The sequence below is a fragment of the Dyella sp. 2RAB6 genome (assembly GCF_052115385.1).
Lineage (GTDB): Bacteria > Pseudomonadota > Gammaproteobacteria > Xanthomonadales > Rhodanobacteraceae > Dyella_D.
Map to the genome: position 1 here is coordinate 42,588 of NZ_JBFRGP010000014.1, position 26,924 is coordinate 69,511.

Annotated in this window: 21 protein-coding genes; 18 read left to right on the forward strand and 3 right to left on the reverse strand. The window is 68.8% G+C overall.

The features are described from left to right. Nucleotide 1 precedes the first annotated feature (1 nt). Together AB4083_RS17460 and AB4083_RS17465 are read left to right on the forward strand one after the other, a co-directional pair. A complete protein-coding gene (locus tag AB4083_RS17460) occupies nucleotides 2-601 on the forward strand; it encodes a NapC/NirT family cytochrome c (RefSeq protein ID WP_441609445.1) in 600 nt (199 codons plus the stop codon). A 182-nt stretch (nucleotides 602-783) separates the two neighbouring features. After that, on the forward strand, nucleotides 784-2,805 hold the full coding sequence (locus AB4083_RS17465) for an alkaline phosphatase family protein (RefSeq protein ID WP_441609447.1): 2,022 nt from the start codon (nucleotides 784-786) through the stop codon (nucleotides 2,803-2,805). Between the two features lie 112 nt (nucleotides 2,806-2,917). On the opposite strand, the gene AB4083_RS17470 is transcribed toward AB4083_RS17465, so the two are convergent. After that, on the reverse strand, nucleotides 2,918-4,636 hold the full coding sequence (locus AB4083_RS17470; RefSeq protein WP_441609449.1) for an LTA synthase family protein: 1,719 nt from the start codon (nucleotides 4,634-4,636) through the stop codon (nucleotides 2,918-2,920). A gap of 212 nt (nucleotides 4,637-4,848) precedes the next feature. Between AB4083_RS17470 and AB4083_RS17475 the strand changes: the two genes are divergently transcribed. Beyond that, a complete protein-coding gene (locus AB4083_RS17475; RefSeq protein WP_441609451.1) occupies nucleotides 4,849-6,834 on the forward strand; it encodes a bifunctional 2',3'-cyclic-nucleotide 2'-phosphodiesterase/3'-nucleotidase in 1,986 nt (661 codons plus the stop codon). 176 nt (nucleotides 6,835-7,010) lie between these two features. Here the strand turns inward: AB4083_RS17475 and AB4083_RS17480 are convergent, their stop codons facing one another. Continuing rightward, complete coding sequence (locus AB4083_RS17480; protein ID WP_441609453.1) at nucleotides 7,011-7,538, reverse strand: DUF2501 domain-containing protein; 528 nt, start codon at nucleotides 7,536-7,538, stop codon at nucleotides 7,011-7,013. 135 nt (nucleotides 7,539-7,673) lie between these two features. Here AB4083_RS17480 and AB4083_RS17485 point away from each other — a divergent pair, with 135 nt between their 5' ends. From AB4083_RS17485 to thrC, 4 genes are all read left to right on the forward strand, one after another. Further along, a complete protein-coding gene (locus AB4083_RS17485; protein WP_441609455.1) occupies nucleotides 7,674-7,823 on the forward strand; it encodes a hypothetical protein in 150 nt (49 codons plus the stop codon). Nucleotides 7,824-8,004: 181 nt separating this feature from the next. Beyond that, nucleotides 8,005-9,069: a homoserine dehydrogenase gene (locus AB4083_RS17490; protein ID WP_441609567.1), complete on the forward strand. Its 1,065-nt coding sequence runs from the start codon at nucleotides 8,005-8,007 to the stop codon at nucleotides 9,067-9,069. Next, nucleotides 9,066-10,055 carry a homoserine kinase gene (locus tag AB4083_RS17495; protein WP_441609457.1) on the forward strand — a complete coding sequence of 330 codons (990 nt, stop codon included), beginning with the start codon at nucleotides 9,066-9,068 and terminating at the stop codon, nucleotides 10,053-10,055. Before AB4083_RS17490 ends, AB4083_RS17495 begins: the two co-directional genes overlap by 4 nt. After that, nucleotides 10,052-11,380 (forward strand): threonine synthase, encoded by a 1,329-nt coding sequence (thrC, locus tag AB4083_RS17500; RefSeq protein ID WP_441609459.1) that lies wholly within the window; start codon nucleotides 10,052-10,054, stop codon nucleotides 11,378-11,380. The genes AB4083_RS17495 and thrC overlap by 4 nt, the downstream gene beginning before the upstream one ends. A 273-nt stretch (nucleotides 11,381-11,653) precedes the next feature. Here thrC and AB4083_RS17505 read toward each other — a convergent pair whose 3' ends face one another. Beyond that, on the reverse strand, nucleotides 11,654-12,001 hold the full coding sequence (locus tag AB4083_RS17505) for a hypothetical protein (RefSeq protein WP_441609461.1): 348 nt from the start codon (nucleotides 11,999-12,001) through the stop codon (nucleotides 11,654-11,656). Nucleotides 12,002-12,091: 90 nt separating this feature from the next. On the opposite strand from AB4083_RS17505, the gene AB4083_RS17510 reads away from it, so the two are divergent. The 11 genes from AB4083_RS17510 to AB4083_RS17560 all read left to right on the forward strand — a co-directional run bounded on the left by AB4083_RS17510 (nucleotide 12,092) and on the right by AB4083_RS17560 (nucleotide 26,581). Then, the gene (locus AB4083_RS17510; RefSeq protein ID WP_441609463.1) at nucleotides 12,092-13,699 is read left to right on the forward strand and encodes a 2-isopropylmalate synthase; all 1,608 of its coding nucleotides are present in this window, start codon (nucleotides 12,092-12,094) and stop codon (nucleotides 13,697-13,699) included. Beyond that, nucleotides 13,696-14,637, forward strand: coding sequence for a branched-chain amino acid transaminase (locus tag AB4083_RS17515; protein ID WP_441609465.1), 942 nt, complete (start codon nucleotides 13,696-13,698; stop codon nucleotides 14,635-14,637). The genes AB4083_RS17510 and AB4083_RS17515 overlap by 4 nt, the downstream gene beginning before the upstream one ends. Further along, entirely contained in the window at nucleotides 14,634-16,049 is a 1,416-nt protein-coding gene (gene leuC, locus AB4083_RS17520; RefSeq protein ID WP_441609467.1) for a 3-isopropylmalate dehydratase large subunit, read from the forward strand. Before AB4083_RS17515 ends, leuC begins: the two co-directional genes overlap by 4 nt. Next, complete coding sequence (leuD, locus tag AB4083_RS17525) at nucleotides 16,046-16,630, forward strand: 3-isopropylmalate dehydratase small subunit (protein WP_441609468.1); 585 nt, start codon at nucleotides 16,046-16,048, stop codon at nucleotides 16,628-16,630. Before leuC ends, leuD begins: the two co-directional genes overlap by 4 nt. Then, nucleotides 16,627-17,724: a 3-isopropylmalate dehydrogenase gene (leuB, locus tag AB4083_RS17530; RefSeq protein ID WP_441609470.1), complete on the forward strand. Its 1,098-nt coding sequence runs from the start codon at nucleotides 16,627-16,629 to the stop codon at nucleotides 17,722-17,724. The genes leuD and leuB overlap by 4 nt, the downstream gene beginning before the upstream one ends. 195 nt (nucleotides 17,725-17,919) lie before the next feature. Continuing rightward, the gene (gene ilvD / locus AB4083_RS17535) at nucleotides 17,920-19,626 is read left to right on the forward strand and encodes a dihydroxy-acid dehydratase (protein ID WP_441609472.1); all 1,707 of its coding nucleotides are present in this window, start codon (nucleotides 17,920-17,922) and stop codon (nucleotides 19,624-19,626) included. After that, nucleotides 19,623-20,648, forward strand: a complete 1,026-nt coding sequence (gene ilvC, locus AB4083_RS17540; protein WP_441609474.1) for a ketol-acid reductoisomerase — start codon at nucleotides 19,623-19,625, stop codon at nucleotides 20,646-20,648. Before ilvD ends, ilvC begins: the two co-directional genes overlap by 4 nt. A 62-nt stretch (nucleotides 20,649-20,710) precedes the next feature. After that, nucleotides 20,711-22,588: a biosynthetic-type acetolactate synthase large subunit gene (ilvB, locus tag AB4083_RS17545; RefSeq protein WP_441609475.1), complete on the forward strand. Its 1,878-nt coding sequence runs from the start codon at nucleotides 20,711-20,713 to the stop codon at nucleotides 22,586-22,588. Between the two features lie 10 nt (nucleotides 22,589-22,598). Next, the gene (ilvN, locus tag AB4083_RS17550) at nucleotides 22,599-22,847 is read left to right on the forward strand and encodes an acetolactate synthase small subunit (protein WP_026633363.1); all 249 of its coding nucleotides are present in this window, start codon (nucleotides 22,599-22,601) and stop codon (nucleotides 22,845-22,847) included. After that, nucleotides 22,844-24,439 (forward strand): threonine ammonia-lyase, biosynthetic, encoded by a 1,596-nt coding sequence (ilvA, locus tag AB4083_RS17555; protein WP_441609478.1) that lies wholly within the window; start codon nucleotides 22,844-22,846, stop codon nucleotides 24,437-24,439. The genes ilvN and ilvA overlap by 4 nt, the downstream gene beginning before the upstream one ends. 171 nt (nucleotides 24,440-24,610) lie before the next feature. Further along, nucleotides 24,611-26,581, forward strand: coding sequence for a S8 family peptidase (locus AB4083_RS17560; RefSeq protein ID WP_441609479.1), 1,971 nt, complete (start codon nucleotides 24,611-24,613; stop codon nucleotides 26,579-26,581). Nucleotides 26,582-26,924: the final 343 nt, after the last annotated feature.

Genomic DNA, 26,924 nt, shown 5'->3' on the forward strand with positions numbered 1-26,924 from the left:
CATGTGGCCATGGATCAAGCGATGCCTGCTGGCCTTCTGGCAGACGCTGCGGCGCCCCAGCGTGCACTACAGCCTGGGCTTCCTCACCCTGGGTGGCTTTCTCGCCGGCGTGCTGTTCTGGGGCGCGTTCAACACCGCGCTGGAAGCCACCAACACCGAGAAGTTCTGCACCGGCTGCCACGAGATGCGCGACAACGTGTTCCAGGAGCTGAAGACCACCATCCACTACAGCAACCGCTCCGGCGTGCGCGCCACCTGCCCCGACTGCCACGTGCCGCATAACTGGACCAACAAGATCGCGCGCAAGATGCAGGCCTCCAAGGAGGTGTGGGGCAAGCTGTTCGGCACCATCAATACCCGCGAGAAATTCCTCGACGAACGCCTGGTGCTGGCCGAGCACGAATGGGCCCGGCTGAAAGCCAACAATTCGCTGGAATGCCGCAATTGCCACAACTACGCCTCGATGGACCTGACCCGGCAGTCGCCGCGCTCGGCGGCGATCCACAAGCGCTGGCTGGGCACGGGGGAGAAGACCTGCATCGATTGCCATAAGGGCATTGCGCATCATCTGCCGGATATGAAAGGCGTTCCCCAAGGCTGAGCCGGCGTAGGTTGGGGTGAGCCACAGGCGAACCCCAACATGGCCGCATGGATACGCACCACCTTGTTGGGGTTCGCCTGTGGCTCACCCCAACCTACGCTCTTGGGCTGGGCCGACACCAAACTGCAACATGCCGTGCCCAGCATGGCCGGCTAGCTCCTTCTTATTCGCCGAGGTTCCGCATGTCTCCGCTCCGTCGCCGCGCCCTGAAAACCGCGGCCGCCCTGCTGTTCGCCGCCATCTACGCAAGCCCCGCCCTGGCGGCCCCGCACCGGGTGATCCTGTTCGTATGGGACGGCATGCGCCCGGACGCGGTCAGCGACGAGGACACGCCCAACCTGCAGGCCCTGGCCAGGCGCGGCAGCTGGTTCGAGGACAACCACTCGACCTACCCCACCTTCACCATGGCGAACGCTTCCACCTTCGCCACCGGCAGCTTCCCCGGCACCCTGGGCTTTTACGGCAACCGCTTCTGGGCGGCGCGCGAGACCGGCCTGAAGGCCACGCCGGTCGCGCGCACCACCACCGGCGAAGACGTGAACTTCCGCAACCCGGTCTACACCGAAGACGATCTGGTGCTGCGCGCGCTGGACAAGGCCAGCAAGGGCGACCTGCTGGAATTGCCCACGCTGTTTGCCGCCGCACAGAAGGCGGGGTTGAAGACGGCCGCCATCGGCAAGTCCGGCGCGGCCTTCCTGCAGAACTACCGCCTGCCCAACCAGGGTGACCCCGACAAGGTCGGCCTGCTGCTGGACGAGCGCGTCGCGCTGCCGCTGTCCTTCGCCAAGGAACTGCAGGCCGCCGGCTACCCGCTGCCCAAGACCGCGCCGAACATCTACGCCGAAGGCGAAGTGACGCTGAGCGAAGAGAACGCCGATCCCACCGAGCGCGCCAAGGCCGCCAAGCTCAAGGACGGTGCCACCAGCGACGCCACCGCCGGCGGCGACACCCCGCCCACCGCGGCGAACGCGTGGATGATGAAGGTTTACCTGGACGAGGTGCTGCCCAAGCACAAGCCGGACCTCAGCATGGTGTGGATGCGCAACCCCGACACCACCCAGCACATCTACGGCGTGGGTTCGCCGGAATTCCATCTCGCGCTGCAGGCGCAGGACGCGCTGCTGGGCCAGCTCGAAGCGAAGCTGCGCGAACTGGGCATGGCCGAGGACACCGACATCATCGTGGTCTCCGACCATGGCCACAGCAATATCGCCGGTGCGCGCGACCTGTTCCCGCTGCGCCAGATCAACGACGGCCGCGTGACGGGCATCGACAACGATTGGGGTTATTCGGTCTCCGGCGGCATCCGCATGGCGCATGAGCTGAGCACGCGCGGCGGCATCCCCGCCTTCGACGGCCTGGGCTGCGTGTACTCGCCGGTGATGACCGGCATCCGCGCCGACGGCTCGCAACTGCAGCCGACCCGCTACGACGACGACGGCCGCCTGTGCGGCAAGCCGATGGCCTACACCACGCCCAGCTACGTGGTGCCGGAAACCCTGCCCAAGGGCGCCCTGGTGCTCGCCCCCAACGGCGGCACCGAATATTTCTACCAGCCCGAGCACAACGCCGAGGTGGTGAAGCGCGCGGTGCGCTTCCTGCAGTCGCGCGAATACGTGGCGGCCGTGTTCGTGGCCAAGCGCTACGGCGAGCTGCCGGGCACCTTGCCGGCGGAGAACGTGCATCTGGAAAACGCCGCGCGCGGCCCGGACATCATCGTCAGCTACGCCTGGGACGCCGACGCCGTGATCCAGGGCTTCCGCGGCACCGAGTACTCGACCGTCTTCCCCGAATCACCCAGCGAGCGCGGCGAGCACGGCAGCTTCAGCCCGATCGACGTGCACAACACCTTGCTGGCCGCCGGCCCGAGCTTCCGCGGCGGCTTCCGCGACGCGCTGCCCAGCGGCAACGTCGACGTGGCCCCGACCATCGCCGCCCTGCTCGGCCTGAAGCTGCCGCAGGCGCAGGGCCGCGTGCTGCAGGAGGCGCTCGGCGGCGCACTGGGCAAGGCGGCGGACAGCTATCGCGTAACGCCGATGCAACTGCGCCCCGCGCAGCCGTCGACCGGGCTGAGCATGCAGCGTGTCGATGGCAGCGCGCTGCCGGGTTCGAGCTACAGCTTCAGCCTGCAGTTGAAGCAGCTGGAGAGTGCGGATGGAAAGCGCTGGACGTATTTCGACTTCGCCAAGCCCGAGCGGCACTGACGTGCCGCGTAGGTTGGGGTGAGCCGCAGGCGAACCCCAACATGACCACGTTCAAACGCATCGCACTGTTGGGGTTCGCCTGTGGCTCACCCCAACCTACGCCGGGCGTGGCTTATTCCTCGTAGACGTGCAGGTGATTGAACGTCCACGCGTGGTACGACTTCACCAGGTCCTGGTCGATGCAATCGGTGTACAGGCCCTTGCAGCGTTCGCGCAGCACGGTCGCCGCGGAGAAGTACGGATCCATCGGCACGCCTGCCGCCTGCAGCACCATGCTCGGCAGGTGGGCGATATCGAGCATCGGGTAGTTCGGCAAGCTGCGGCCGGGCACGTTGCTCTTGATCATGTAGTACGACAGATAGTCCTTATACGGCTGCAGCGCCGGCGGCCAGCTACGGTCCATCTGGCGGATCAGGCCGTTGAACGAGGGCTGGTGGTCGCCGAAGTGCATCAGCACGGTGGGCTCGGGGCGATCCAGGAAGGCCTTCTCCAGCCGCGTCATCGCAAGGTCGGAGTTGTGCAGGTTGGAAAGATAGGTGTTGAAGTTCAGCGAGGGCTTTTCCGCCAGGCCTTTGAGCAGCGGATGGTTGAACGGCGCCGGCAGCGTCGACAGCGGATCCATGTCGTGCGGCCCGTGCTGGGCCAGGGTCAGGATCATCACGAACACCGGCTGGCCGGGTTTCTTCACCTTGTCGTAGACGCGCTTGGCCGCGTCGAACATCTGCGCGTCGGTTTCCTCCCACTCGTCGAGCCCCAGGTCCTTGGCGTCGTAGAAGCGGTCGAAACCGTAGGCGGTATAGGCGTTGCGGCCGTTGAGAAAGGCGCCGTTGGTCGGGTAGATCGCCACGGTGAGATAGCCCAGCCGCTGCAGCTGCTGCGGCAGCGAATCGCGCACGTGCGGCGCCAGCACGTAGGGCGCGTACATGCCGCCGGGGCCGAAGATGTCCTGCGGCATGCCGGTGAGCACGGCGAACTCGCTGACCCAGGTGCCGCCGCCGAAGGTGTGCACGCGCAGCGGGCCGTGGGCGAGCGTGAACTTGTCCGGCTTGAACATCTGCACGTGGCACTGCGGCACGTTGCAGACGGCGAAGTTGGACGGATCGAAGGTGCTTTCTTCCAGCACCTGCACGATGTCCGGATACGGCTCCTGCGCCTTGCCGTGGCCGCCGTGCGCGGTAGCGCTCCACTCCTGCTCGGCCAGGGTGTCGTCGGTCATCGGCGGCAGCGAGACGTTGGAGTCCTGCAGGTTGACGAAGAAGTTGGTGAGCTGCGCATCGTCGGACAGCTTCTGCCACGCGTTACGCGCATGCACCTGGGCGAACGGCCCGTTCGGCAGCAGGCACACCCAGAACGCCAGTGCGCACGCGGCCGCACCGCCCACGCGCACGGCAAGCGCCTTGGGCCGCGACAGGCCATTCAACATGCGCCGGTCGCCGCGCCATACCAGCCACAAGCCCAGCGGCACCAGCACCACCACGCCCAGCGCCAGCTCCCACAGGTGCGGGTAGTGGGCCAGCGTTTCGACCAGGCTGGAACGCAGGTAATAGACGAAGTCCGACGGCATCAGCGGCGCGTCGAGATACTGCTGCTTGAGTTCCGAAATGAAATCCAGCCCGAGGAACAGCGCGCCGCTGACCACCAGGGCCATCGCCACGCGCGCGAACGCGAACAGCAGCACGCCGCAGGTGCACAGCATCAGCGCGAAGATAAAGCTCTGCTGCTGCAGCACGGGCTCCTGGCCGGCGGTGGCGCGCACGCAGCCGGCGAAGAACAGCGTCGCGCACAGCCACGCCACGCTGTTCCGCGTAAAGCGAAACGACCATCTCTGCATGTTGCGCTTGGCCCCCTGTTCCGGCCGGTCTGTCATCAGGGCGCCATCTTACGTTCTCATTTCCTTCACAGACAGAACCAGAGGTAACGGGAAGTCCGCGCCGCGCAAGGGTTCAGCCGCCGTTGCCCGGTTTCGGGCGCCGCGCCGAGGCGTTCCCCGCCATGCCGATCTGCTAGCTTGCGCGGCTTGCTTTCGTCTGAAGGGAATCCATCATGCCGCTCCGCCGCCTACCCCTGGCCCTGCTCACCGCAGCCCTGCTCGCCGGCTGCGCCTCCCAAGGCGCCCGCACCGACCGCGTGGCGGACGGCAGCCACGCTCAGGTGGCGATCCTGGAGACCACCGACATCCACTCCAACGTGCTGAGCTACGACTATTACAAGCTCAAGCCGGACGCGACGGTGGGTTACGAGCGCACCGCCACCCTGATCCGCCAGGCCCGCCAGCAGTATCCGAACAGCTTCCTGTTCGACAGCGGCGACACCATCCAGGGCAGCGTGCTGGCCGATTACCAGGCCCAGGCGAAGCCGCTCGGCTGCAACGAGGAGCTGTCGATCTACGCCGCCATGGACGCTATCGGCTACGACGGCGGCACCGCCGGCAACCACGAGTTCAACTACGGCCTGCCGTTCCTGTCGCAGGTCACCGGCACGCCGATGAACGTCGACGGCGGCCGCAGCGATCGCTGCGCCGGCCCGCATTTCCCGCTGGTGCTGGCCAATGTGTTCAGCACGCGCGACGGCGCGCCGATCTTCAAGCCGTGGACGGTGGTGGAGAAGTCCATCCAGGTCGTCACGCCCCAGGGGCGCACGCGCAGCGTGCCGCTGCGCGTGGGCATCATCGGCTTCACCCCGCCGCCGATCCTGGAGTGGGACAAGCAGAACCTCGAAGGCAAGGTCACCGTGACCGGCGTGGTGGAGGCGGCGAAGAAATACCTGCCGGAGCTGCAGGCCCAGCATCCGGACCTGATCGTGGCGGTGCTGCACGGCGGCCTCAACACGGCCACCTATACCTCCGACATGGAGAATGGCGGCTGGCACCTCGCCGCCGTGCCCGGCATCGACGTGCTGCTGCTGGGCCACTCGCATACCGAATTCCCCGGCCCGCACTACAAGGACATGCAGGACGTCGATGCCGAGCGCGGCTTCGTGCGCGGCGTGCCGGCGGTGATGGGCGGCTTCTTCGGCAAGGACCTGGGCGTGGTCGAACTGGCGCTGGCACGCCGCGACGGGCACTGGACGATCGACAAGGAGCACACCCACAGCGAAGTCCGCCCGATCTGCCCGAAGAAGAACGAATGCGTGGCGGCCGATCCGGCGATCGCGCCGCTGGTGGCCAAGGCGCACGAGGCCGCGATGGCCCACGTCAGCACGCCGATCGGCGAGACGCGGATGCGCCTGAGCAGCTATTTCTCGGACGTCGGCAATATGACGGCGCTGTCCGTGGTCAACGCCGCGGAACGCGACTACGTGCAGACCGAGCTGCCCAAGACCCATCCGGAACTGGCCAAGGTGCCGGTGGTGGCCTCGGCCGCCGCGTTCCGCACCGGCTTCGGCGGCCCGGACGACTACACCGACGTGCCGGCCGGCCCCTTGAGCCTGCGCAGCGCAGCCGACCTGTACTTCTATCCGAACACCCTGACCGCGGTGAAAACCGACGGCGCGGGGCTGAAGGCGTGGCTGGAGAAATCGGCCGAGCGCTTCCGCCAGATCGACCCAGGCGCCAGCGCCGAACAGCCGCTGCTCAACGACCGCATGCCCGGCTACAACTTCGACCAGCTGCAGGGCGACATCCGCTATGTGATCGACGTGACCAAGCCGGCCGGCAAACGCATCGTCGACCTGCGCTGGAAGGGCAAGAAGGTGCAGCCGCAGCAGCCCTTCATCGTGGTGACCAACAACTACCGCGCCAGCGGCGGCGGCAATTTCCCGGGGCTGGACGGCAAGAACATCGTGCTGTCCGCGCCGGATGGCACGCGCGAGATCCTGGCCAGGTGGCTGGAGCGCCAGCGCACGCTGGACGCGAAGGACCTGCCGAAGGCGTCGTGGCGCTTCGCACCGGTGAAGACGCGCGGGGCGGTGGTGTTCAAGGGCGCCGCGGGCAAGGAAGCGGAGGCGCGCGAGGCGGGAGTGAAGAACCTGCGGCAGGTGAAGGACAACGGGGACGGGACGGCGGTGTACGCGATCGACCTGTCGAAGTGACGCCCTTGCTCCCTCACCCCGCCGGGGAGAGGGCGGGGTGAGGGGGACCTACGGAGCGGTGAAGCAGCAGCGCAGAAGCAGGCGTCGCTGCGTCGATAGCTCGTGGCGAGCACCCGCCCCTCATCCGGCTGCCGCCACCTTCTCCCCGGCGGGGAGAAGGGTTCCACCAGGCAGCCTTACATCCCCAAGAACGACTTCCCCTGCTTCAACACCGTGTCGCACACCTTGGTGGTGATCTGCGACTTCAGATCGCTCGAACCACCACCGACGCTCGACAGGTCCAGGCTCTTCCCGTTGCCGCCCTGCAGAATGCCCTTGGCGCCGCTGAGGTAACTCGGATCGCGGCTGGCATCGCCACCCGTGGGCTGGCTCGAATTCTTCTTTTTCTTGCCCATCAGCCCACCGAGCACGTCGCCGCCCGAGGCCGCCTCGCCGCTGGACGACGCGCCGCCGCCGGCACCGAGCTTGCCCATCAGCTGGTCCTTGATGCCCGAGGCGCCGGAATCGCCGCCGAGGTAGTTGTTCTTCACGCAGTACTGCAGCAGGCCGGCAACGTTGCCCATGCTGCCGGAGCTCATCGAGCCGCCGCCCCCGCCGAGCAGGCCGCCAAGCTTGCCGAGGTCCTGCGCGCTGCCCGAACCGCAGGCCAGGCCGAGGCAGAGGGCCAGGCTGGTGGCGGCGATACTGCGGATGCGCTTGTTCATGGAGGTCGCTCCTTGTTGTTGAGACCGCGGGGATTCAACACCTCGCCTCGTTACGTGGGTGTCACCGGGGCGCGCCCCTAAAGTTTCAGTTGCACCTGTTGACTGCAGTGCAGCATGGCCCGTATGGTCGGTCGCATGTCGCCACTTGCTTCCTCCATCCGCATGCTTTCCAACCCGGCCCACGCCGGGCGCATGCCGTTGGCCGGCGCCATCGCTTCCTCCGCCACGACCATTACCACCGGTACCGGTACCACCGGCCACGGGTGGGTGTCCGCGCGCGAGTAGCTTCATCACACGCAACGGCCCCGCCCTCAAGAGAGGCGGGCCGGGCTACTCCGAACCGCCAAGCGAGAGACGGGGCTCCCAACCCAAGGAGACCACCGTGAACGCCCTCGCCCCCCAATTGGAACATCCCAAACACGCCGTGCTTGCCAGGGCGCTGCCGACGACCACTCCACGCCGCCGCATGCTGGCCGTGGGTCTGATCGGCCCCGGTCGTGTCGGCAGCGCCCTGCTCACCCAACTGCGTGCGGCGCAGACTCGTTTGTCCGAAGCCGGCCTGGAACTGAAGCTGTGCGGCGTGGCCGCCAGCAAGCGCATGTGGCTGGACAGCGACGACCCCGACCTCAACCGCCGCTGCGACCGCGCCCAGACCTGGCGCCCTGCCGACCTGCGCCAGTTCGCGCGCCACGTGCTGGGCGACGACGGCCGCCACGCCATGCTGATCGACTGCAGCGCCAACGACGAGGTGGCCGCGCACTACGCCGGCTGGCTGGCCGACGGCGTGCACGTGGTCACCCCGAACAAGCTCGCCGGCAGCGGCCCGCTGGAGCGCTGGCAGTCGATTCGCGCGGCCAGCCATGCAGGCGCGCGCTTCCGCTACGAAGCCACCGTCTGCGCCGGCCTGCCGGTGGTGCAGACGCTGCGCGACCTGCTCGATACCGGCGACGAGCTGCTCGCCGTCGACGGCATGTTCTCCGGCACGCTGGCGTGGCTGTGCAACCGCCACGACGGCGGCCGCCCGTTCTCCGCGCTGGTGCGCGAGGCGCACGCGCTGGGCTATACCGAGCCCGATCCGCGCGACGACCTGTCCGGCCTGGATGTGGCGCGCAAGCTGGTGATCCTCGCCCGCGAAGCCGGCTGGGCGCTGTCGCTGGACGACGTGAACGTACAGAGCCTGGTGCCGGCCGAACTGGCCGCGCTGGACGCCGACGCCTTCATGGCCCGCCTGCACGAGCTGGACGCGCCGATGGCCGCGCAACTGGCCATCGCCCGCGCCGAAGGCGGCGTGCTGCGCCATGTGGCCAGCCTGGACCGCGACGGCCGCGCCAGCGTGAAGCTGGCCGTGCTGCCCGCCGCCCACCCTTTTGCGCACACGCGCCTGACCGACAACGTGGTGCAATTCACCACGCGCCGATACCACGATAATCCGCTGCTGGTGCAGGGACCGGGCGCCGGGCCGGAAGTGACGGCCGCGGGCGTGTTCGGCGACCTGCTGCGCATCGCCGAGTCGCTGGAGGCGCGCGCATGAACGCTCAACTTGCCCAATCCCCGGAACCGATGGCCCGCTCACCCCAACGCGCTCTTTCCGCCCAGGCCCACGCGCCGGCCAGTGTCGGCAACGTCGGCATCGGCTTCGACATCCTCGGCCACAGCCTGGCCGGCGCCGGCGACCGCGCCCAGGTGCGCCGCATCGACGAACCGGTGGTGCGCATCGCCGCCATCGAAGGCTGCGTCACCGACCTGCCGCTGGACCCCGCGCAGAACACCGCCGGCATGGCGCTGATGGCGCTGCGCAAGGCGCTGGGACTGCGCCACGGCTTCGAGCTGGTGCTGCACAAAGGCATCGCGCTGGGTTCCGGCATGGGCGGCTCGGCTTCGTCCTGCGTGGCCGCGCTGGTCGCCGCCAACGCGCTGCTGGAACGCCCGCTGCCGATGGAATCGCTGTACGGCTTCGCGCTCGAAGGCGAGGCGGTGGCCAGCGGCGGCCGCCACGGCGACAACGTCGGCCCGATGCTGCTCGGCGGCCTGGTGCTGGCCACGCGCGACCGGCTGGTGCGCGTGCCGGTGCCGGACGCCTGGCATTGCGCCCTGGTCCATCCGCATATGGTGCTGGAGACGCGCAAGGCGCGCGCCGCGCTGGCCGGGGCGTATCAGCTGGGCGAATTCGTGGCGCAGAGCGCCAATCTCTCGCTGACCCTGGCCGGCTGCTGGCAGGGCGATGCGGCGCTGGTGCGCGAAGGCCTCGACGACGTGCTGGTGGAACCGCGCCGCGCGCCGCTGATTCCGGGTTTCGCGCGGGTGAAGCAGGCGGCGATGGATCATGGCGCGATGGGCGCCAGCATCTCCGGCGCCGGCCCCAGCGTGTTCGGCTGGTTCGAACGCCGCGAACAAGCCCAGGCCGCCGCCGCCGCGATGGCCGCGGCTTTCGCCGACGCCGGCCTGGACAGCGACCTCTTGGTCTCGCCCATCGCCGGGCCGGCCGCCACCTTGATCGATGTGGAGCGCAAGGCATGAGTGAACCGCTGCTCTATCACAGCACGCGCGGCGCCGCGGAAGGCGCAGGCATCGGCGAGGCGATCGCCGCCGGGCTCGCGCCGGATGGCGGACTGTATGTGCCGGAGGCGCTGCCCAGCCTCAAGCCAGGCGATTTCGATGCCGACGGCAGCCTGGCCGACACCGCCGCGCGCTTGCTGCGTCCGTTCTTCGCCGGCCATGCGCTGGCGGCGGAACTGCCGGCGATCTGCGCCGAGGCGTTCTCGTTCGACGCGCCGCTGCGCCCGCTGCCGCAGTACCCGGGCGCGGCAATGCTGGAGCTGTTCCACGGCCCCAGCGCCGCATTCAAGGATTTCGGCGCGCGCTTCCTGGCCAGCTGCTTCCGCCGCCTGCGTCAGGCCGGCGAGCCGCCGCTGACCATCCTGGTCGCCACCTCGGGCGACACCGGCGCCGCGGTGGCGGCCGCGTTCCATGGCCAGCCCGGCGTCGAGGTGGTGATCCTCTATCCGGACGGACTGGTCTCGCCGCGCCAGGCGCACCAGCTCGGCTGCTTCGGCGACAACGTGCGCGCGCTGCGCGTGGCGGGTCGCTTCGACGACTGCCAGCGCATGGTCAAGGCCGCGCTCAACGACGCGGCGCTGCAGGCGCAGCGTCCGCTGTCGTCCGCCAACAGCATCAGCCTCGGCCGCCTGCTGCCGCAGATGGCGTACTACGCGCACGCCTCGCTGCGCTGGTGGCGCGAGCATGGCCGCCCGCTCAATTTCATCGTGCCCACCGGCAACCTGGGCAACGCGCTGGCCGCGGTGTGGGTGCGCGAGATCGGGCTGCCGGTCGGCGCGATCGAGCTGGCCTGCAATGCCAACCAGACACTGCCGGACTACTTCGCCGGCGCCGCCTACGCGCCGCGCGCCGCGGTCGCCACCCTGGCCAATGCGATGGATGTCGGCGCGCCGAGCAACTTCGAGCGGCTGCGCTGGACCTTCCCCTACGACGAAGACCTGCGTGGCCAGCTTGCTTCCCATAGCGTGGACGACGCCGCCATCCGCGCCACCGTGCTCAGGCACGCGGCGCACGGCGAAGTGTTCTGCCCGCACACGGCCACCGCCATGCACCGGCTCGATCGGCGCGAACGCCAGGACGACTGGGCCGTGGTGTCCACCGCGCACCCGGCCAAGTTCGAAAGCGTGATCGAACCGCTGATCGGACACAGCGTGCCCACCCCGCCCGCACTGGCCGCCATGCTCGGCCGGCCGGCGCACGCCGAAGCGCTGCAAGCCAGCGACCAGGGGCTGAAAGCCTGGTTGCTGGACGGGGCCGCGCCAGTGCAGGCGCGCCGGCTAGGGTGAATGTCCAGGCAAACTTCGGAGGTGAACTTATGGGCGAACTCCAAGCTTGGTTCTGGTGAACGGTGCGGCCGTCGGCTCTGGCTGACGGTTCACCCCTGCGCTGCGGTCGACGCCCTGGTCCGTTTTTGTGCCCCGCCGCATCCGCTTTTTGCCCATGCCAAAGCTGGCCCCGAATGACTCCGTACGCCGCTGCATGGTCGCGCATGCGACGCCGCGTACCAGTCCGTGCAAAGCGCTGAAATGCGTCGACTTACTTGTCGACCTTCGATGCCATCAATAGGAATGGTCTGATTTCCAGGCTTTTCCTCGATGCACGAGGCTCCACGAAATCACCACGAATAATCGCGTCCTCATCGCATCCAGCCATCTGGACGTCCAAATGTGATCGAGCAAACTTTTTTCGATCATTACAGAAGAAACTGTTGACACGCCCTGACAGCCCCCGTTAGGGTCGATGACATGTCGCAACGCAACACCACCGCCAGCATCGCCGAAAGGACCCGCCCTCCAGCGGTTCACGGCCTGCTGCGGCTGCGCGGCAACCTCCTTCTTGCCCTTGTACTCGTACTCCTTATTACCAACGGAGGTGCGGGCTGAGGGCGTGTGTTCCAGGTAAAGCAAAACTGACCTGAATACCCCAAAGAACCCCGCACCCGAACAGGATGCGGGGTTTTTTGTTGCCCTCGGCCACGCGCCAGCAGCGGAGCCGACATGAACCACCAGACCCAGCACAGCAACGACAGCAGCGAGGACGGCGTAGTAGCCGACGACCGCGTGCGCATCTTCGACACCACCCTGCGCGATGGCGAACAGGCGCCCGGCTTCGGCATGGACCGCCGCGCCAAGCTGCGCATGGCCCATGCGCTCGAAGCGCTCGGCGTCGACGTGATGGAGGCGGGCTTTCCGCAGGCATCGCCGGACGACTTCGCCGCCGTCGCCGAGATCGCCAAGGCCGTGCGCCACTCCACCGTCTGCGCGCTGGCGCGCTGCCAGGCGGCGGATATCGACAGCGCCGGCCGCGCGCTGGAAGCCGCGCAGCATTCGCGCATCCACGTGTTCCTGTCGACCAGCCCGCTGCATCGCGAGCACAAGCTGGGCATGAGCAAGCAGCAGGTGATCGACACCGCCATCGCCGCCGTCGAGCGCGCCCGCGCGCTGTGCCACGAGGTCGAGTTCTCCGCCGAGGACGCCATGCGCACCGAGCCGGACTACCTGGCCGAAGTGTTCAGCGCTGCCGTCGCCGCCGGCGCCACCACGCTGAATGCGCCGGACACGGTGGGCTACGTCACGCCGGCCGAGATCGCCGAGCGCTTCGCCTACCTGCGCAAGCACGTGAAGGGCGCCGAGCGGGTGGTGTTCTCCTCGCACTGCCACGACGACTTAGGGATGGCCGTCGCCAACAGCCTCGCCGCGGTGAGCGCGGGCGCGCGGCAGGTCGAATGCACCATCAACGGCATCGGCGAGCGCGCCGGCAATGCCTCGCTGGAAGAAGTGGTGATGGCGCTGCGCGTGCGCGGCCCCTACTTCGGCGTGGATTCGCGCATCGACGCGCGCCGCCTGGTGCAGACCTCGCGCCTGCTGACCCAGCTCACCGGCCAGGCCGTGCCGCGCAACAAGGCGATCGTCGGCGACAACGCCTTCGCGCATGAATCGGGCATCCACCAGCACGGCATGCTCAAGCACCGCGGCACCTACGAAATCATGCGTCCGCAGGACGTCGGCATGGGCGAGACCAAGCTGGTGCTGGGCAAGCATTCCGGCCGCCACGCGCTGCGTGCGCGCCTGCAGGCGCTGGGCCATAGCCCGGAAGAGACCGCGATGGACGGCATCTTCGCGCGCTTCAAGGCGCTGGCCGACAAGAAGCGTGAGATCCACGACGAAGACCTGGAAGCGCTGGCGCTGGGCCAGGATCCGGATGCCACCGGTCCGTGGCGCATCGTGCAGTTGAACACCTCCTCGCACCTGGGCGGCAGCGCGTCCGCCTCGGTGCGGCTGGCCCACGACGACGGCCGCGAGATCGGCGAAGCCGCCATCGGCGACGGCCCGGTCGACGCCGTGCTGCGCGCGATCGAGCGCGCCACCGGCACCGACCTGGAACTGACCCAGTTCCAGGTGCGCGCCGTCAGCGAAGGCGGCGACGCCCAGGGCCAGGCCCAGCTCACCGCGCGCCACGCCACCCGCGACTGGCGCGGCAACGGCGTCAGCACCGACATCGTCGAGGCCACCGCACTGGCCGCGCTTTCCATCGTCAACCGCATCGAGCGGCAGGCCGCCCCGTCCGCCGCCGCGCAACCGCAAGTCCAAGGAGCCACCGCATGACCACGCCCTTTCTCTGGCACAACGGCCAGATCAAGCCGTGGACCGAAGCCACGGTCCACGTCAGCACCCACGCGCTGCACTACGGCTCCTCCGTGTTCGAAGGCGAGCGCGTGTACGCCACCCCGCAGGGCCCGGCCTACTTCCGCCTTGGCGACCACACGCGGCGCCTGTTCGAGTCGGCGCGCGTGTACGAGATCGAGATCGGCTACAGCGAAGACGAGATCAACGCCGCCTGCATGGAAGTGATCCGCGCCAACCGCATGGGCTCGGCCTACGTGCGTCCCATCGTGTTCCGCGGCGCCGGCGGCCTGGGCGTGCTGGCCAAGCCCGGCGCACCGGTGGACGTGGCGATCATGGCGATGGAATGGGGCGCCTACCTGGGCGATGCGCGCGAGCAGGGCGCCGACGTGTGCGTGTCCTCGTGGCAGCGTCCGGCGCCGAATACCGTGCCGAGCTGGGCCAAGGCCGGCGGCAATTACCTGAGCAGCCAGCTGATCGGCCTGGAAGCGCGCCGCGGCGGCTACGCCGAAGGCATCGCGCTCGGCCACAACGGCCTGCTGAGCGAAGGCGCCGGCGAAAACGTGTTCGTGGTCAAGAACGGCAAGCTGCTGACCCCGCCGACCAGCGCCGGCATCCTGGCCGGCATCACCCGCGACACGGTGATGACCCTGGCCGAAGACCTCGGCATCAAGGTCGAGGAGCGCGACCTGCCGCGCGAAGCGCTGTACACCGCCGACGAAGTGTTCATGACCGGCACCGCCGCCGAGATCACCCCGGTGCGTTCGGTCGACCGCAAGCCGGTCGGCAGTGGCCGCCCCGGTCCGATCACCCGTGCATTGCAGGATGCCTTCTTCGGCCTGTTCGACGGCCGGACCGACGATCGCTGGGGCTGGCTGACGCCAGTGCACACGCAGGCCACCGAGCAGGTAGCCGCATGAGCACGCGCACTCTGTTCGAAAAACTCTGGGACGCGCACGTCGTCGCCGCTGAAACCGCCGACACCCCCGCGATCCTCTACATCGACTTGCACCTGGTGCACGAAGTCACCTCGCCGCAGGCCTTCAGTGAACTGCGCGAGCGCGGCCTGAAGCTGCGCCGCCCCGACCGCGCCCTGGCCACGCTGGACCACTCCACGCCCACCCTGCCCGCCAACGACAAGGGCGAGCGCCCTTACGCGAACGAAGAAGCGAAAGCCCAGGTCGCGCAGCTGGAAGCGAACTGCCGCGAGTTCGGCGTCGAGCTGCACGGCTGGGACAGCAGCGAGCGCGGCATCGTGCACGTGATCGGCCCGGAGCTGGGCGCCACCCAGCCGGGCATGACCATCGTCTGCGGCGACAGCCACACCTCCACCCACGGTGCGTTCGGCGCGCTGGCGTTCGGCATCGGCACCACCGAGGTCGGCCACGTGATGGCCACCCAGTGCCTGCTGCAGCGCAAGCCCAAGACGCTGGCGATCCACGTCGACGGCCAGCTGCCCAAGGGCGTCGGCGCGAAAGACCTGATCCTGCACATCATCGGCGAGATCGGCGTCGACGGCGGCACCGGCCACGTCATCGAATACCGCGGCGACGCCATCGAGGCGCTGTCGATGGACGAGCGCATGACCGTGTGCAACATGTCGATCGAGGCCGGCGCCCGCGCGGGCCTGATCGCTCCGGACGACACCACCTTCGCCTGGCTGAAGGGCCGCCCGCGCGTGCCGCAGGGCGCCGCATGGGATGCCGCCGTCGCCACGTGGCGCGCGCTGCGCACCGACAGCGGCGCCAGCTACGACCGCGAAGTGCGCATCGACGCCGGCAAGGTGAAGCCCACCGTCACCTACGGCACCCATCCAGGCATGGCGATCGCCATGGACCTGCCGGTGCCGGCCGCGCGCACCGCACAGGAAACCCGCGCGCTGGACTACATGCGCGCCCAGCCCGGCAAGCCGATGCAGGGCATGCCGGTGGATGTCGTCTTCATCGGCAGCTGTACCAACTCGCGCCTGTCCGACCTGCGCGAAGCGGCCGAGATCCTGCGCGGCCGCCGCATCGCCGACGGCGTGCGCATGCTGGTGGTGCCGGGCTCCGAAGCGGTGCGCCGCGATGCCGAGCGCGAAGGCTTGCATCAGGTGTTCACCGCGGCCGGCGCCGAGTGGCGCGTGCCGGGCTGCTCGATGTGCATCGCCATGAACGGCGACCTGGCACAGCCGGGCCAGCTGGTGGTCAGCACTTCCAACCGCAACTTCGAAGGCCGCCAGGGCAAGGGCGCCCGCACCGTGCTGGCCAGCCCCGCCACCGCCGCCGCTTCCGCGCTGGCCGGTTCGATCGCCGATCCGCGCGAGTACATCAACGAGGCCGCCGCCGCATGAAACCCGTCACCCGCCTCCATTCCCGTACCGCCGTGCTGGCCGACGAGAACATCGACACCGACCGCATCATCCCCGCGCGCTTCCTCACCACTACCGAGCGCGCGGGCCTGGGCAAGCTGTGCTTCAACGACTGGCGCTACCTGCCGGACGGCAGCGACAACCCGGCCTTCCCGCTCAACCAGTCGCAGGCCAAGGGCTGCGCGATCCTGGTCGCCGGCCGCAACTTCGGCTGCGGCTCCTCGCGCGAGCACGCGCCGTGGGCGTTGCTGGACTACGGTATTCATGCGGTGCTGTGCAGCGAGATCGCCGACATCTTCCGCAACAACGCGCTGAAGAACGGCCTGCTGGCGATCGTGGTGTCCGAAGCCGAGCACCACTGGCTGCTGACCCATCCCGGCACCGAGCTGACCATCGACGTGGAAGGCCAGTACATCGCCCTGCCCGACGGCGGCCGCATCCCGTTCCAGCTCGAACCCTTTGCCCGCCATTGCCTGCTCAACGGGGTCGACCAGCTCGGCTACCTGCTGCAGCACGCCGACGCCATCGCCCACTACGAACAGCATCTGGAGCAAGCCGCATGAAAGCCCGCATCGTCACCCTGCCCGGCGATGGCGTCGGTCCGGAAGTCACCGCCGCCGCCGTCGCCGTGCTGGACGCCGTCGCCGCTCATTTCGAGCACACGTTCGAGTACGAAGAACACCTGATCGGCGGCTGCGCCATCGACGCGACCGGCGAGCCGCTGCCGGCCGCCGCGCTGGCTGCGTGCCAGTCCGCCGATGCGGTGCTGCTGGGTGCGGTGGGCGGGCCGAAGTGGTCCGATCCTTCGGCGCCGGTGCGTCCGGAACAGGGCCTGCTGGCGTTGCGCGCAGCGCTGGGCGTGTACGCCAACCTGCGTCCGCTGCAGGTGCATCCGGCCTTGACCGCGCTGTCGCCGCTGAAGGACGACCGGCTGCGCAACGTCGACGTGCTGTTCGTGCGCGAACTCACCGGCGGCGCCTACTTCGGCGCCAAGACGCGCACCGTCGACACCGCCACCGACGAGTGCAAGTACACCGTGGCCGAAGTCGAGCGCGTGGTGCGCCGCGCCTTCGAACTGGCGCGCGGCCGCCGCCACAAGGTCACCTCGGTGGACAAGGCCAACGTGCTGGAAACCTCGCGCCTGTGGCGCAGCACGGTGCAGCGCGTTGCCGCGGAATACCCGGACGTGAAGCTGGAACACCAGCTGGTCGATTCGATGGCGATGCTGCTGCTGACCCAGCCGGCCAGCTACGACGTGGTGGTCACCGAGAACCTGTTCGGCGACATCCTCACCGACGAAGCCGCCGCCCTGGCCGGCTCGCTCGGCCTGCTGCCCTCCGCCTCGCTGGGCGAAGGCGCGCGCGGACTGTACGAGCCGATCCATGGTTCCGCGCCGGACATCGCCGGCAAGGGCGTGGCCAATCCGGTCGGCGCGATCCTGTCCACCGCCATGCTGTTGCGCCACTCGCTGGGCCTGGAAGAAGAGGCCGGCGCGGTAGAAGCCGCGGTGGAGCACGTGCTGCAGCACGGCCCGCGCAGCCGCGATATCGGCGGCGATGCCGGCACCGCGGAGATCCGCGTCGCGGTCATCGCCGCGCTGGACGAACACGTAGCCAACTCGGAAGCCTTTTTCAGCGGAGCGCGCGCGTGCGGCTGACGCCTGCCCGCGCGACCTCCGTGCCGCCTGCTTCTCCCTGCGCGCAGCGGGATATGAGGGCGTCGCTCACCCCGCCCCGGGTGAACGCCACTCCCCGCGCCCTGTCCCGCGTGCCCCTGCGCGCAGGGGGAGCAACCCAACGCACCGATCGATGTTCCACCACCCGTTATTCGGCAACCCGGAGTTTGTCTTTCCATGCGCAGTGACCTCATCAAGACCGGCGCCGACCGCGCCCCCGCGCGCGCCATGCTGCGTGCCACCGGGCTGGACGACGGCGCCATCGCCAAGCCGCTGGTGGCGGTGGTGCATACCTGGTCCAACGTCAGCCCCTGCAACCTCAACCTGCGCGAGCTGGCCGAGCATGTGGCCGAGGGCATCCGCGCCGCCGGCGGCACGCCGGTGGAATTCAACACGATCGCCGTGACCGACGGCATCGCCATGGGCACGCCCGGCATGCGCGCCTCGCTGATCAGCCGCGAGGTGATCACCGATTCCATCGAGCTGGCCGTGGACGGCCATTGCCTGGACGCGATGGTGGTGCTGTGCGGCTGCGACAAGACCATCCCCGCCGCCGCGATGGCGATGGCGCGCCTGGATATCCCGGCGGTGGCGCTGTACGGCGGCACCATCGCGCACGGCACGCACGACCAGCATCCGATCACCATCCAGCAGGTGTTCGAAGCGGTCGGCGCGCATGGCGCGGGCAAGATCGACGACGCCGAACTGGCCGCGGTCGAACGCGACGCCTGCCCCGGCGCCGGCGCCTGCGGCGGCCAGTTCACCGCCAACACCATGGCCATGGTGCTGACCACGCTGGGCCTGTCGCCGATGGGCTTCAACGATATTCCCGCCACCCATCCGGCCAAGGCCGCCGCCGCACGCCGCTGCGGCGAGCTGGTGATGGAATGCCTGCGCGAGCAGCGCTCGCCGCGCGCCTTGATCAACCGCACCTCGCTGCGCAACGCCGCACGCATGGTCGCCGCCACCGCCGGCTCCACCAATGCGGTGCTGCACCTGCTGGCGATCGCGCGCGAAGCCGGCGCGCCGTGGACGCTGGAAGATTTCGAGCCGGCCTCCAGGCACACTCCGGTGATCGCCGACCTGCTGCCCGGTGGCCGCTACACCGCGGTGGAGATGTTCGGCGCCGGCGGCGCCGCGCGCGTGGCGCAGGAACTGATCGCCGCCGACATGCTGGAAGACGCGCCCACCGTCACCGGCCGCAGCCTGTTCGAGGAAGCCGCGGCGGCACCGCGTGCCGAAACGCAGGACGTGATCCTGCCGGTCGGCCAGCCGCTGAAGCCGCGCGGCGGTTATTCGATCCTGTACGGCAATCTGGCGCCGGAAGGCTGCATCTTGAAGCTCGCCGGCAAGGGCGCCACGCATTTCGAAGGCAACGCCCGCGTGTTCGAAAGTGAGGAACTGGCCTTCGCCGCCGTGCAGCAGGGTCGCATCGCCAAGGGCGATGTGATCGTGATCCGCAACGAAGGCCCCGCCGGCGGCCCCGGCATGCGCGAGATGCTCGGCGTCACCGCCGCACTGATCGGCCGCGGCCTGGGCGACGACGTCGCACTGATCACCGATGGCCGCTTCTCCGGCGCCACCCACGGTTTCATGGTCGGTCACATGGCGCCGGAAGCGGTGCGCGGCGGCCCGATCGCACTGCTGCGCGACGGCGACCGCATCCGCATCGATGCCGGCCTGCGTGCCATCGAGACCGACGCCGACCTCGCCGAACGCCGCAAGCACTGGACCGCCCCCGCACCCAAGGTCACCAGCGGCGCGCTGGCCAAGTACGCGCGCCTGGTCGGCTCCGCCTCCGACGGCGCCAATACCCATCCCGATACCGCTGTCTCCACCCCCAAACACATCCAAGTCACCGCTACCGAAGGAGTCACCGCATGAGCAGCACCACTTCCAACCCGTCGCTGGCCAACGCCCGCATCGCCGTGCTCGGCTACGGCAGCCAGGGCCGCGCGCACGCCCTCAACCTGCGCGACTCCGGCCTCGACGTCGTGGTCGGCCTGCGCAAGGACGGTCCCTCGTGGGAGCGCGCCACCAGCGAAGGCTTCAAGGTGGCCGAACCCGGCGACGCCGTGCGCGGCGCCGACCTGGTCGCCGTGCTGACCCCCGACATGGTGCAGCCTACGCTGTACAAGGAAGCGATCGAGCCGAACATCAAGGCTGGTGCAGCGCTGCTGTTCGCGCATGGCTTCAACGTGCACTTCAAGCAGATCGCTCCGCGCGAGGACATCGACGTGATCCTGGTCGCGCCGAAGGGCCCGGGCGCGCTGGTGCGCCGCGAGTACGAGATCGGCCGCGGCGTGCCCAGCATCTGGGCGATCCACCAGGACGTCACCGGCCTGGCCGAAGCCAGGGCCAAGGCGTATGCCGACGGCATCGGCGGCGGCCGCGCCCTGCTGATCAAGACCGACTTCAAGGAAGAGACCGAGACCGATCTGTTCGGCGAACAGGCCGTGCTGTGCGGCGGCGCCAGCTCGCTGGTGCAGGCCGGTTTCGAGACCCTGGTGGAAGCCGGCTACCAGCCGGAGATCGCCTACTACGAAGTGCTGCACGAGCTGAAGCTGATCGTGGACCTGTTCTACGAAGGCGGCATCGCGCGCATGCTGGAATTCGTCTCCGAGACGGCGCAGTACGGCGACTACGTCAGCGGCCCGCGGGTGATCGACGCCGGCACCAAGGCGCGCATGAAAGATGTGCTGACCGACATCCAGGACGGCACCTTCGCGCGCAACTGGATCGCCGAGTACCAGGCCGGCCTGCCCAACTACAAGCGCTTCAAGCAGGCGGACCTGGAGCATCCGATCGAACAGGTCGGCGCCAAGCTACGTGCACGCATGTCCTGGTTGCAGGCCGGCGCCGCCGCGGCCAAGCCCGCCGCCGAACCGCTGAAGAAAACCGGCTGATCCACCCCGCCCCTCGCCACCACGGCGAGGGGCTTTCTTTTTTCTTGAGGATTCGCGACACCATGAATGCCCTGCTGCCGGACATCGCCGACGCCACGCACGCCGACGACGCCACCCATCCCCTCAACGCGCTGCGCATGAGCGGTGCCGAGGTGGTGGTACAGGTTCTGGCCGACGAGGGCGTGGACGTGCTGTTCGGCTACTCCGGCGGCGCCATCCTGCCGGTGTACGACGCCGTGTTCCGCTACAACGCCACGCATATCGGACCGAGCGGCGGCGAACCGATGCCGCTGATCGTGCCCGCCAACGAACAGGGCGCCGGCTTCATGGCCGCCGGTTATGCGCGCGCGTCGGGCAAGGTGGGCGTCGCAATCGTCACCTCCGGCCCCGGCGCGACCAACATGGTCACGCCGGTGCGCGACTCGATGTCCGATTCCATCCCGATGGTGGTGCTGTGCGGCCAGGTGCCGACCACCGCGATCGGTTCCGACGCGTTCCAGGAAGCGCCGATCGCCAACATCATGAGCGCCTGCGCCAAGCACGTGTTCCTGGTCACCGACGCGGAGAAACTCGAAGCCACCCTGCGCACCGCGTTCGAAATCGCACGCAGCGGCCGGCCGGGTCCGGTCGTTATCGATATTCCCAAGGACATCCAGAACACCTTGCTGCCGTTCCATGGCGAGGGCCTGCTGCCGATGCCCGGCTATCGCGCGCGGCTGCAGCGGCTGGAGCAGTCCGTGCTGGACGATGCGCAATGCGCGGCGTTCTTCGAAGCGCTGGCGCAAGCGAAGCGTCCGCTGATCTATGCCGGCGGCGGCACCATCGCCTCTGGCGCGTCCGAAGCGCTGCGCGCCTTCGTCGCCGACTACGGCCTGCCCGTCACCACCACCCTGATGGGCCTGGGCGCTTACGACACCACCGAGCCGCTGGCCCTGCACATGCTGGGCATGCACGGTACGGCCTATGCCAACTACGCGGTGGAGGATTGCGATTTCCTGTTCACGCTGGGCGCGCGCTTCGACGACCGCGTGGCCGGCGTGCCGGACAAGTTCGCACCGCAGGCGAAGTTCATCGCGCAGATCGACATCGACCCGGCCGAGATCGGCAAGGTCAAGACCGTCGACTGGCATCACACCGGCGACCTGTCGCGCACGCTGGCGCAATTGCGCGAGTGGGGCGAACAGCATGGCTGGCGCGACAAGCTGTCCGAACGCTACGCCCCGTGGCATGCCCACGTGGCGGAACTGAAACGCGTGCACGCGCTGGACTACGACCGCGCCAGCCCGCTGATCCAGCCTTACGCCGTGATCCAAGAGATCAACCGCCACACCCAGGGCCGCGCGGTGATCAGCACCGGCGTCGGCCAGCACCAGATGTGGGCGGCGCAGTATTTCGATTTCCGCGAGCCGCGCCATTGGCTCAGCTCCGGCTCGATGGGCACCATGGGTTTCGGCCTGCCCGCGGCGATCGGCGCGCAGTTCGCGCGGCCCGGCGCGGTGGTGATCGATATCGACGGCGACGCCAGCATCCGCATGAACCTGGGCGAGCTGGAAACCGTCACCACCTACGGCCTGCCGGTAAAGGTCGTCGTGCTCAACAATATCGGCGACGGCATGGTGCGGCAGTGGCAGAAGCTGTTCTTCCGCGGCCGCTTTGCTTCCTCCGACAAAAGCCTGCACCGCAAGGACTTCATCAAGGCCGCGCAGGCCGACGGCTTCGAGTGGGCACGCCGGCTGGAGCGCAAGGAAGAACTGGCCGCCACCATCGCCGACTTCCTCGCCCACCCGGGCCCGGCCTTCCTGGAAGTGATGATCGACCCGGATGCCGGCGTGTATCCGATGGTCGGCCCCGGCGCCACCTACGCGCAGATGATCACCGGCGACCACATCGCCTCGCGCCAGTCGGTGCAGGCCGACGGCGCCGCCAGCGACATGTTCTGAAGAGACACTCATGAAACACACGCTTTCCATCCTGTTGCAGAACGAGGCCGGCGCGCTGGTGCGCGTGGCCGGACTGTTTTCCGCGCGCGGCTTCAATATCGATTCGCTCACCGTAGCCGCCACGCAGGACCCGGCGGTCTCGCAGCTCACCCTGGTGATGCACGGCGCCGACGAGGCGGTGGACCAGCTGATCAAGCAGACGCGCAAGCTGGTGGATGTGATCGAGGTCAGCCATCCCGCCGCGGAAGCGCTGCAGTGAACGCAGTGGCCGCTGCCCCGCCATCGGCGGACGATGCGGACCACGACCTGCTGCGCCGCACGCTGGCCGCGCGGGTGTACGAGGTGGCACGCGAGTCCGCGCTTGACGCCGCGCCGTTGTTGTCCGCCCGCCTCGGCCAGCGCGTGCTGCTCAAGCGCGAAGACCAGCAGCCGGTGTTCTCCTTCAAGCTGCGCGGCGCCTACAACAAGATGGTGGCGCTCGACGCCGCGCAACGCGCACGCGGCGTGATCGCCGCCTCGGCCGGCAACCATGCGCAGGGCGTGGCGCTGGCCGCGGCGAAGCTCGGCCTGCGCGCCACCATCGTGATGCCGGTGACCGCGCCGCAGGTGAAGATCGATGCGGTACGCCGCCTCGGCGGCGCCTGGGTCGAGGTGGTGCTGGCCGGCGATTCCTATAGCGATGCGCAGGCCGAGGCCGCGCGGCTCGAACAGCAGCACGGCTACAGCTTCGTGCATCCCTTCGACGACCCCGCGGTGATCGCCGGCCAGGCTACCGTGGGCATGGAGATCCTGCGCCAGCACCCCGGCCCGCTGCATGCCGTGTTCGTGCCGGTGGGCGGCGGCGGCCTGCTCGCCGGCGTGGCGGCGTATATCAAGGCGCTGCGCCCGGAAGTGAAAGTGATCGGCGTGCAGACGGTTGATTCGGACGCGATGGCGCGCTCGCTCGAATGCGGCGAACGCGTGACGCTGGACGAAGTGGGCCTGTTCGCCGACGGCACCGCGGTCAAGCGCGTGGGCGCCGAAACGTTTGCGCTATGCCAACGCCACGTGGATGCGATGCTGCGTGTCGACACCGACGCGATCTGCGCCGCGATCCGCGATGTGTTCCAGGAAACCCGCTGCGTGCCGGAGCCTTCCGGTGCGCTCGCCCTGGCCGGCCTCAAGCAATACGCCGCCGCGCACGCATTGGACGACGCCACCCTGGTCGCCATCGTCTCCGGCGCCAACCTCAACTTCGACCGCCTGCGCTTCGTCGCCGAGCGCGCCGAAGTGGGCGAGCAGCGCGAGGCGGTGTTCGCCGTCACCATCCCGGAAGAACGCGGCAGCTTCCGCCGCTTCTGCGCCACGCTCGGCCAGCGTTCGATCACCGAGTTCAACTACCGCATCGGCGACGCGGCCAGCGCGCACATCTTCGTCGGCATCCAGATCCGCCAGCGCGACGAGCGCGAGGCGCTTACCGCTGCTTTCGCCGCGGAAGGCTTCGGCGTGCTCGATCTCACCGACGACGAACTGGCCAAGCTGCACCTGCGCCACATGATCGGCGGCCGCTCGCCGCTGGCGCGCGACGAGCTGCTGTACCGCTTCGAATTCCCCGAGCGTCCGGGCGCGCTGACCCGCTTCCTCGGGCATATGCACCCGGACTGGAATATCAGCCTGTTCCACTACCGCAACCACGGCGCGGACTATGGCCGCATCCTGGTCGGCATCCAGGTGCCGGCCGGCGAGCGCGCGATGTTCCAGCAGTTCCTGGCGCAGTTGGGCTACCCCTGCCGCGACGAGAGCGCCAATCCCGCCTACCAGCTGCTGCTGCGCGAAGGCTCGCGTACGGCGGCGGAACAAGTCAGCGGCTAGCAGCCGCAGAAAGCAGCTTCTTTGATCCCCGTATCGGCGACCCGGGCATCGCCCTGTGCGCCAGCCGCCGATCCTGGTATCCCGATGTTCCGTGACGCGGAAGATCCCGGCGCGACCAGCGTCTGATGTCAGCGAGGCCATCCGGTCTCGTTTCGACCTGAGGATCTCCCCATGCCGAGAGCACATGCTTTTGCGCTGAAGCTTGCGCTGTCGATCGCGCTCAGCGGCGCCGCCCACGGACAATCCACGCCACTGCAGTTGCGCGGCGAGAATCTGCCGGCCGGCCTTTCCGCACTGGAACGCGCCAGCGGCACCAACGGCAAGCTCGACAACGCGCTGCTGCGCATCAAGCAGCAAGCCGCCTCGCTCACTGCCATCCGGCGCGCGGCCAAGGCGGAACCCTATGTCACGGTCGATATCGTGGCCAAAGACGACGTCGCATCCGTCCGCACACAGCTCGAAGCGCTGGGCTTCCAGACCGGCGCCGTCTATCGCAACGATATCGGCGGGCGCCTGCCGGTGTCGCAGATCGATCAGGCGGCGGCGCTCTCCGGCGTGCTCACCATCAGCGTGCCTGAGAAGCGCACCCGCGCCGGCCTGGTGAACTCGCAGGGCGATTCCGCGCAGCGCAGCAAGGCGCTGCGCGAGACCACCCGCGTGCGGCCGGCGACGAAGGAAGATCCCGAGCCGCCCCAGGTGGATGGCAGCGGCCTGACCATCGGCGTGATTTCCGACAGCTTCAATTGCAAGGCCGGCATGGCTGGCGACATCGAGAACGGCGACCTGCCGGCCCGGGTCCGGGTGGTCAAGGAATCGGGCGATTGCTTCAACTTCGGCTCGGACGAAGGCCGCGCCATGGCCCAGCTCATCCACGACGTGGCGCCCGGCGCCAGCATCGCCTTCTATTCGCCGGACACCCTGGCCGACTTCGCCCAGGGCATCAAGACGCTGGCCCTGCCCACGCACCGGACCGATGCGCACGGCCGCCGCGGCGCCGGCGCGCGGATCATCGTCGACGACCTGGGCTTCTTCAACGAGCCGCTCTACCAGACCGGCATCGGCGGCGCCGCGATCGACGAAGTCACCCGCATCTATGGAACCGCCTATTTCACCGCCGGCGGCAACGACGCCAACCGGGGCCGGGCCGCCTACGACAACAACGACGCCAGCTTTGCCACCGCACCAGTGAAGCGCGGCCCCGGCGATCTGCGCACGCCGCTCAACGTCGACGAGCGGCTGCTCAATTTCGATGCGAGCGGCGCCGCCACCCTGCACAACCTGCCCATCACGGTGGCCGCGCGTACGACCACCACCATCGCGCTGTACTGGGACCAGCCGATGACCTCGCCCAACGCCAGCAACTCGCTGAACCTGTGCCTGGGCGACCAGCAGGGCAGACCGATCCGCGCCGACCTGTGCACCGGCCGATCGGTGCTCGGCCAACCGGCGCAGCTGCGCCTCAACATCCGCAATCCGGGGGCGTCCTATCGCGGCGTGCTGCGGCTCGGCCTCGCCGCCGGCCCGGCACCCGCGCGCGTGCACCTGATCGTGCTGGCGGGCGGCTCGACCATCGACCGCCATGGCACCGATACCGGCACCCTCTACGGGCATACCTTGGCGGCTACGGCCATGACGCTGGGCGCCGCCGACTACTTCCGCACGCCGTACTGCGATACCTCCCTGCGCACCGCCACGCTGGAATCGTTTTCGTCGGTCGGCGGCACGCCACTGCTGTTCGATCACGACGGGGCCGCCCTGGGCCGGGTCCAGATCCCGCGTAAACCCGACTTCGTCGCACCGGACGGTGCGACCACTACGTTCTTCGGCCAATCCAGCACCCACAGCCATGCGGCCAATGCCCGCGTCGCCGATTGCCGCACCTATCCGGACTACCTGTCGCACCACTTCTATGGCACCTCGGCCGCGGCTCCGCATGCCGCTGCGGTCGCCGCCCTGCTGTGGCAGGCCGAGCCGGAAGCCACCACCGGCCACCTTTACCGCGCCATGCAGGCATCGGCGCTGGACATGGCCACCCCGGGCTTCGACCACCGCTCCGGACACGGCTTCATCCAGGCCGACCAGGCGCTGGCCAAGCTGCGCGAAGCCCTGCGCCAAGCCAGCGTCCAGCCCAAGACGCCCTGACCTCGCCTCCGATCGCCTTCCCGGGAAGGAAGGCGATCTTTTTCTCCCGGAAGGTAGGGGGGTGCGGCCCGGCTTGCGTTTATCCCTTCAGATGACCGGGAAAAATCCCGGTGGATTTTGCCGTAGCCGTCCGCCGCCCTGGGCGCGGGCGGCGCGGCGCCGATTCTCTTCCGGTGCCCCCGGAAGCGAGCGCAAGCCGCAAGGATTGCGGACTGTGGGCCTCGTCCTCCCCTGAAACGAGGCCAAACCCTGGCAACAGGGGCTACCCCCCTCCCTCGTGCTTGGGTACGAGGGAGGGGTTTTACCCACGCTGGCGCGGTTCCCGAGCGAGGTAGCCTTGAAC

Coding starts and splice junctions, on each gene's coding strand:
- AB4083_RS17460 (WP_441609445.1), top strand. CDS start 2: ATGTGGCCATGGATCAAGCGATGCCTGCTGGCCTTCTGGCAGACGCTG.
- AB4083_RS17465 (WP_441609447.1), top strand. CDS start 784: ATGTCTCCGCTCCGTCGCCGCGCCCTGAAAACCGCGGCCGCCCTGCTG.
- AB4083_RS17470 (WP_441609449.1), bottom strand. CDS start 4,636: ATGCAGAGATGGTCGTTTCGCTTTACGCGGAACAGCGTGGCGTGGCTG.
- AB4083_RS17475 (WP_441609451.1), top strand. CDS start 4,849: ATGCCGCTCCGCCGCCTACCCCTGGCCCTGCTCACCGCAGCCCTGCTC.
- AB4083_RS17480 (WP_441609453.1), bottom strand. CDS start 7,538: ATGAACAAGCGCATCCGCAGTATCGCCGCCACCAGCCTGGCCCTCTGC.
- AB4083_RS17485 (WP_441609455.1), top strand. CDS start 7,674: ATGTCGCCACTTGCTTCCTCCATCCGCATGCTTTCCAACCCGGCCCAC.
- AB4083_RS17490 (WP_441609567.1), top strand. CDS start 8,005: ATGCTGGCCGTGGGTCTGATCGGCCCCGGTCGTGTCGGCAGCGCCCTG.
- AB4083_RS17495 (WP_441609457.1), top strand. CDS start 9,066: ATGAACGCTCAACTTGCCCAATCCCCGGAACCGATGGCCCGCTCACCC.
- thrC (WP_441609459.1), top strand. CDS start 10,052: ATGAGTGAACCGCTGCTCTATCACAGCACGCGCGGCGCCGCGGAAGGC.
- AB4083_RS17510 (WP_441609463.1), top strand. CDS start 12,092: ATGAACCACCAGACCCAGCACAGCAACGACAGCAGCGAGGACGGCGTA.
- AB4083_RS17515 (WP_441609465.1), top strand. CDS start 13,696: ATGACCACGCCCTTTCTCTGGCACAACGGCCAGATCAAGCCGTGGACC.
- leuC (WP_441609467.1), top strand. CDS start 14,634: ATGAGCACGCGCACTCTGTTCGAAAAACTCTGGGACGCGCACGTCGTC.
- leuD (WP_441609468.1), top strand. CDS start 16,046: ATGAAACCCGTCACCCGCCTCCATTCCCGTACCGCCGTGCTGGCCGAC.
- leuB (WP_441609470.1), top strand. CDS start 16,627: ATGAAAGCCCGCATCGTCACCCTGCCCGGCGATGGCGTCGGTCCGGAA.
- ilvD (WP_441609472.1), top strand. CDS start 17,920: ATGCGCAGTGACCTCATCAAGACCGGCGCCGACCGCGCCCCCGCGCGC.
- ilvC (WP_441609474.1), top strand. CDS start 19,623: ATGAGCAGCACCACTTCCAACCCGTCGCTGGCCAACGCCCGCATCGCC.
- ilvB (WP_441609475.1), top strand. CDS start 20,711: ATGAATGCCCTGCTGCCGGACATCGCCGACGCCACGCACGCCGACGAC.
- ilvN (WP_026633363.1), top strand. CDS start 22,599: ATGAAACACACGCTTTCCATCCTGTTGCAGAACGAGGCCGGCGCGCTG.
- AB4083_RS17560 (WP_441609479.1), top strand. CDS start 24,611: ATGCCGAGAGCACATGCTTTTGCGCTGAAGCTTGCGCTGTCGATCGCG.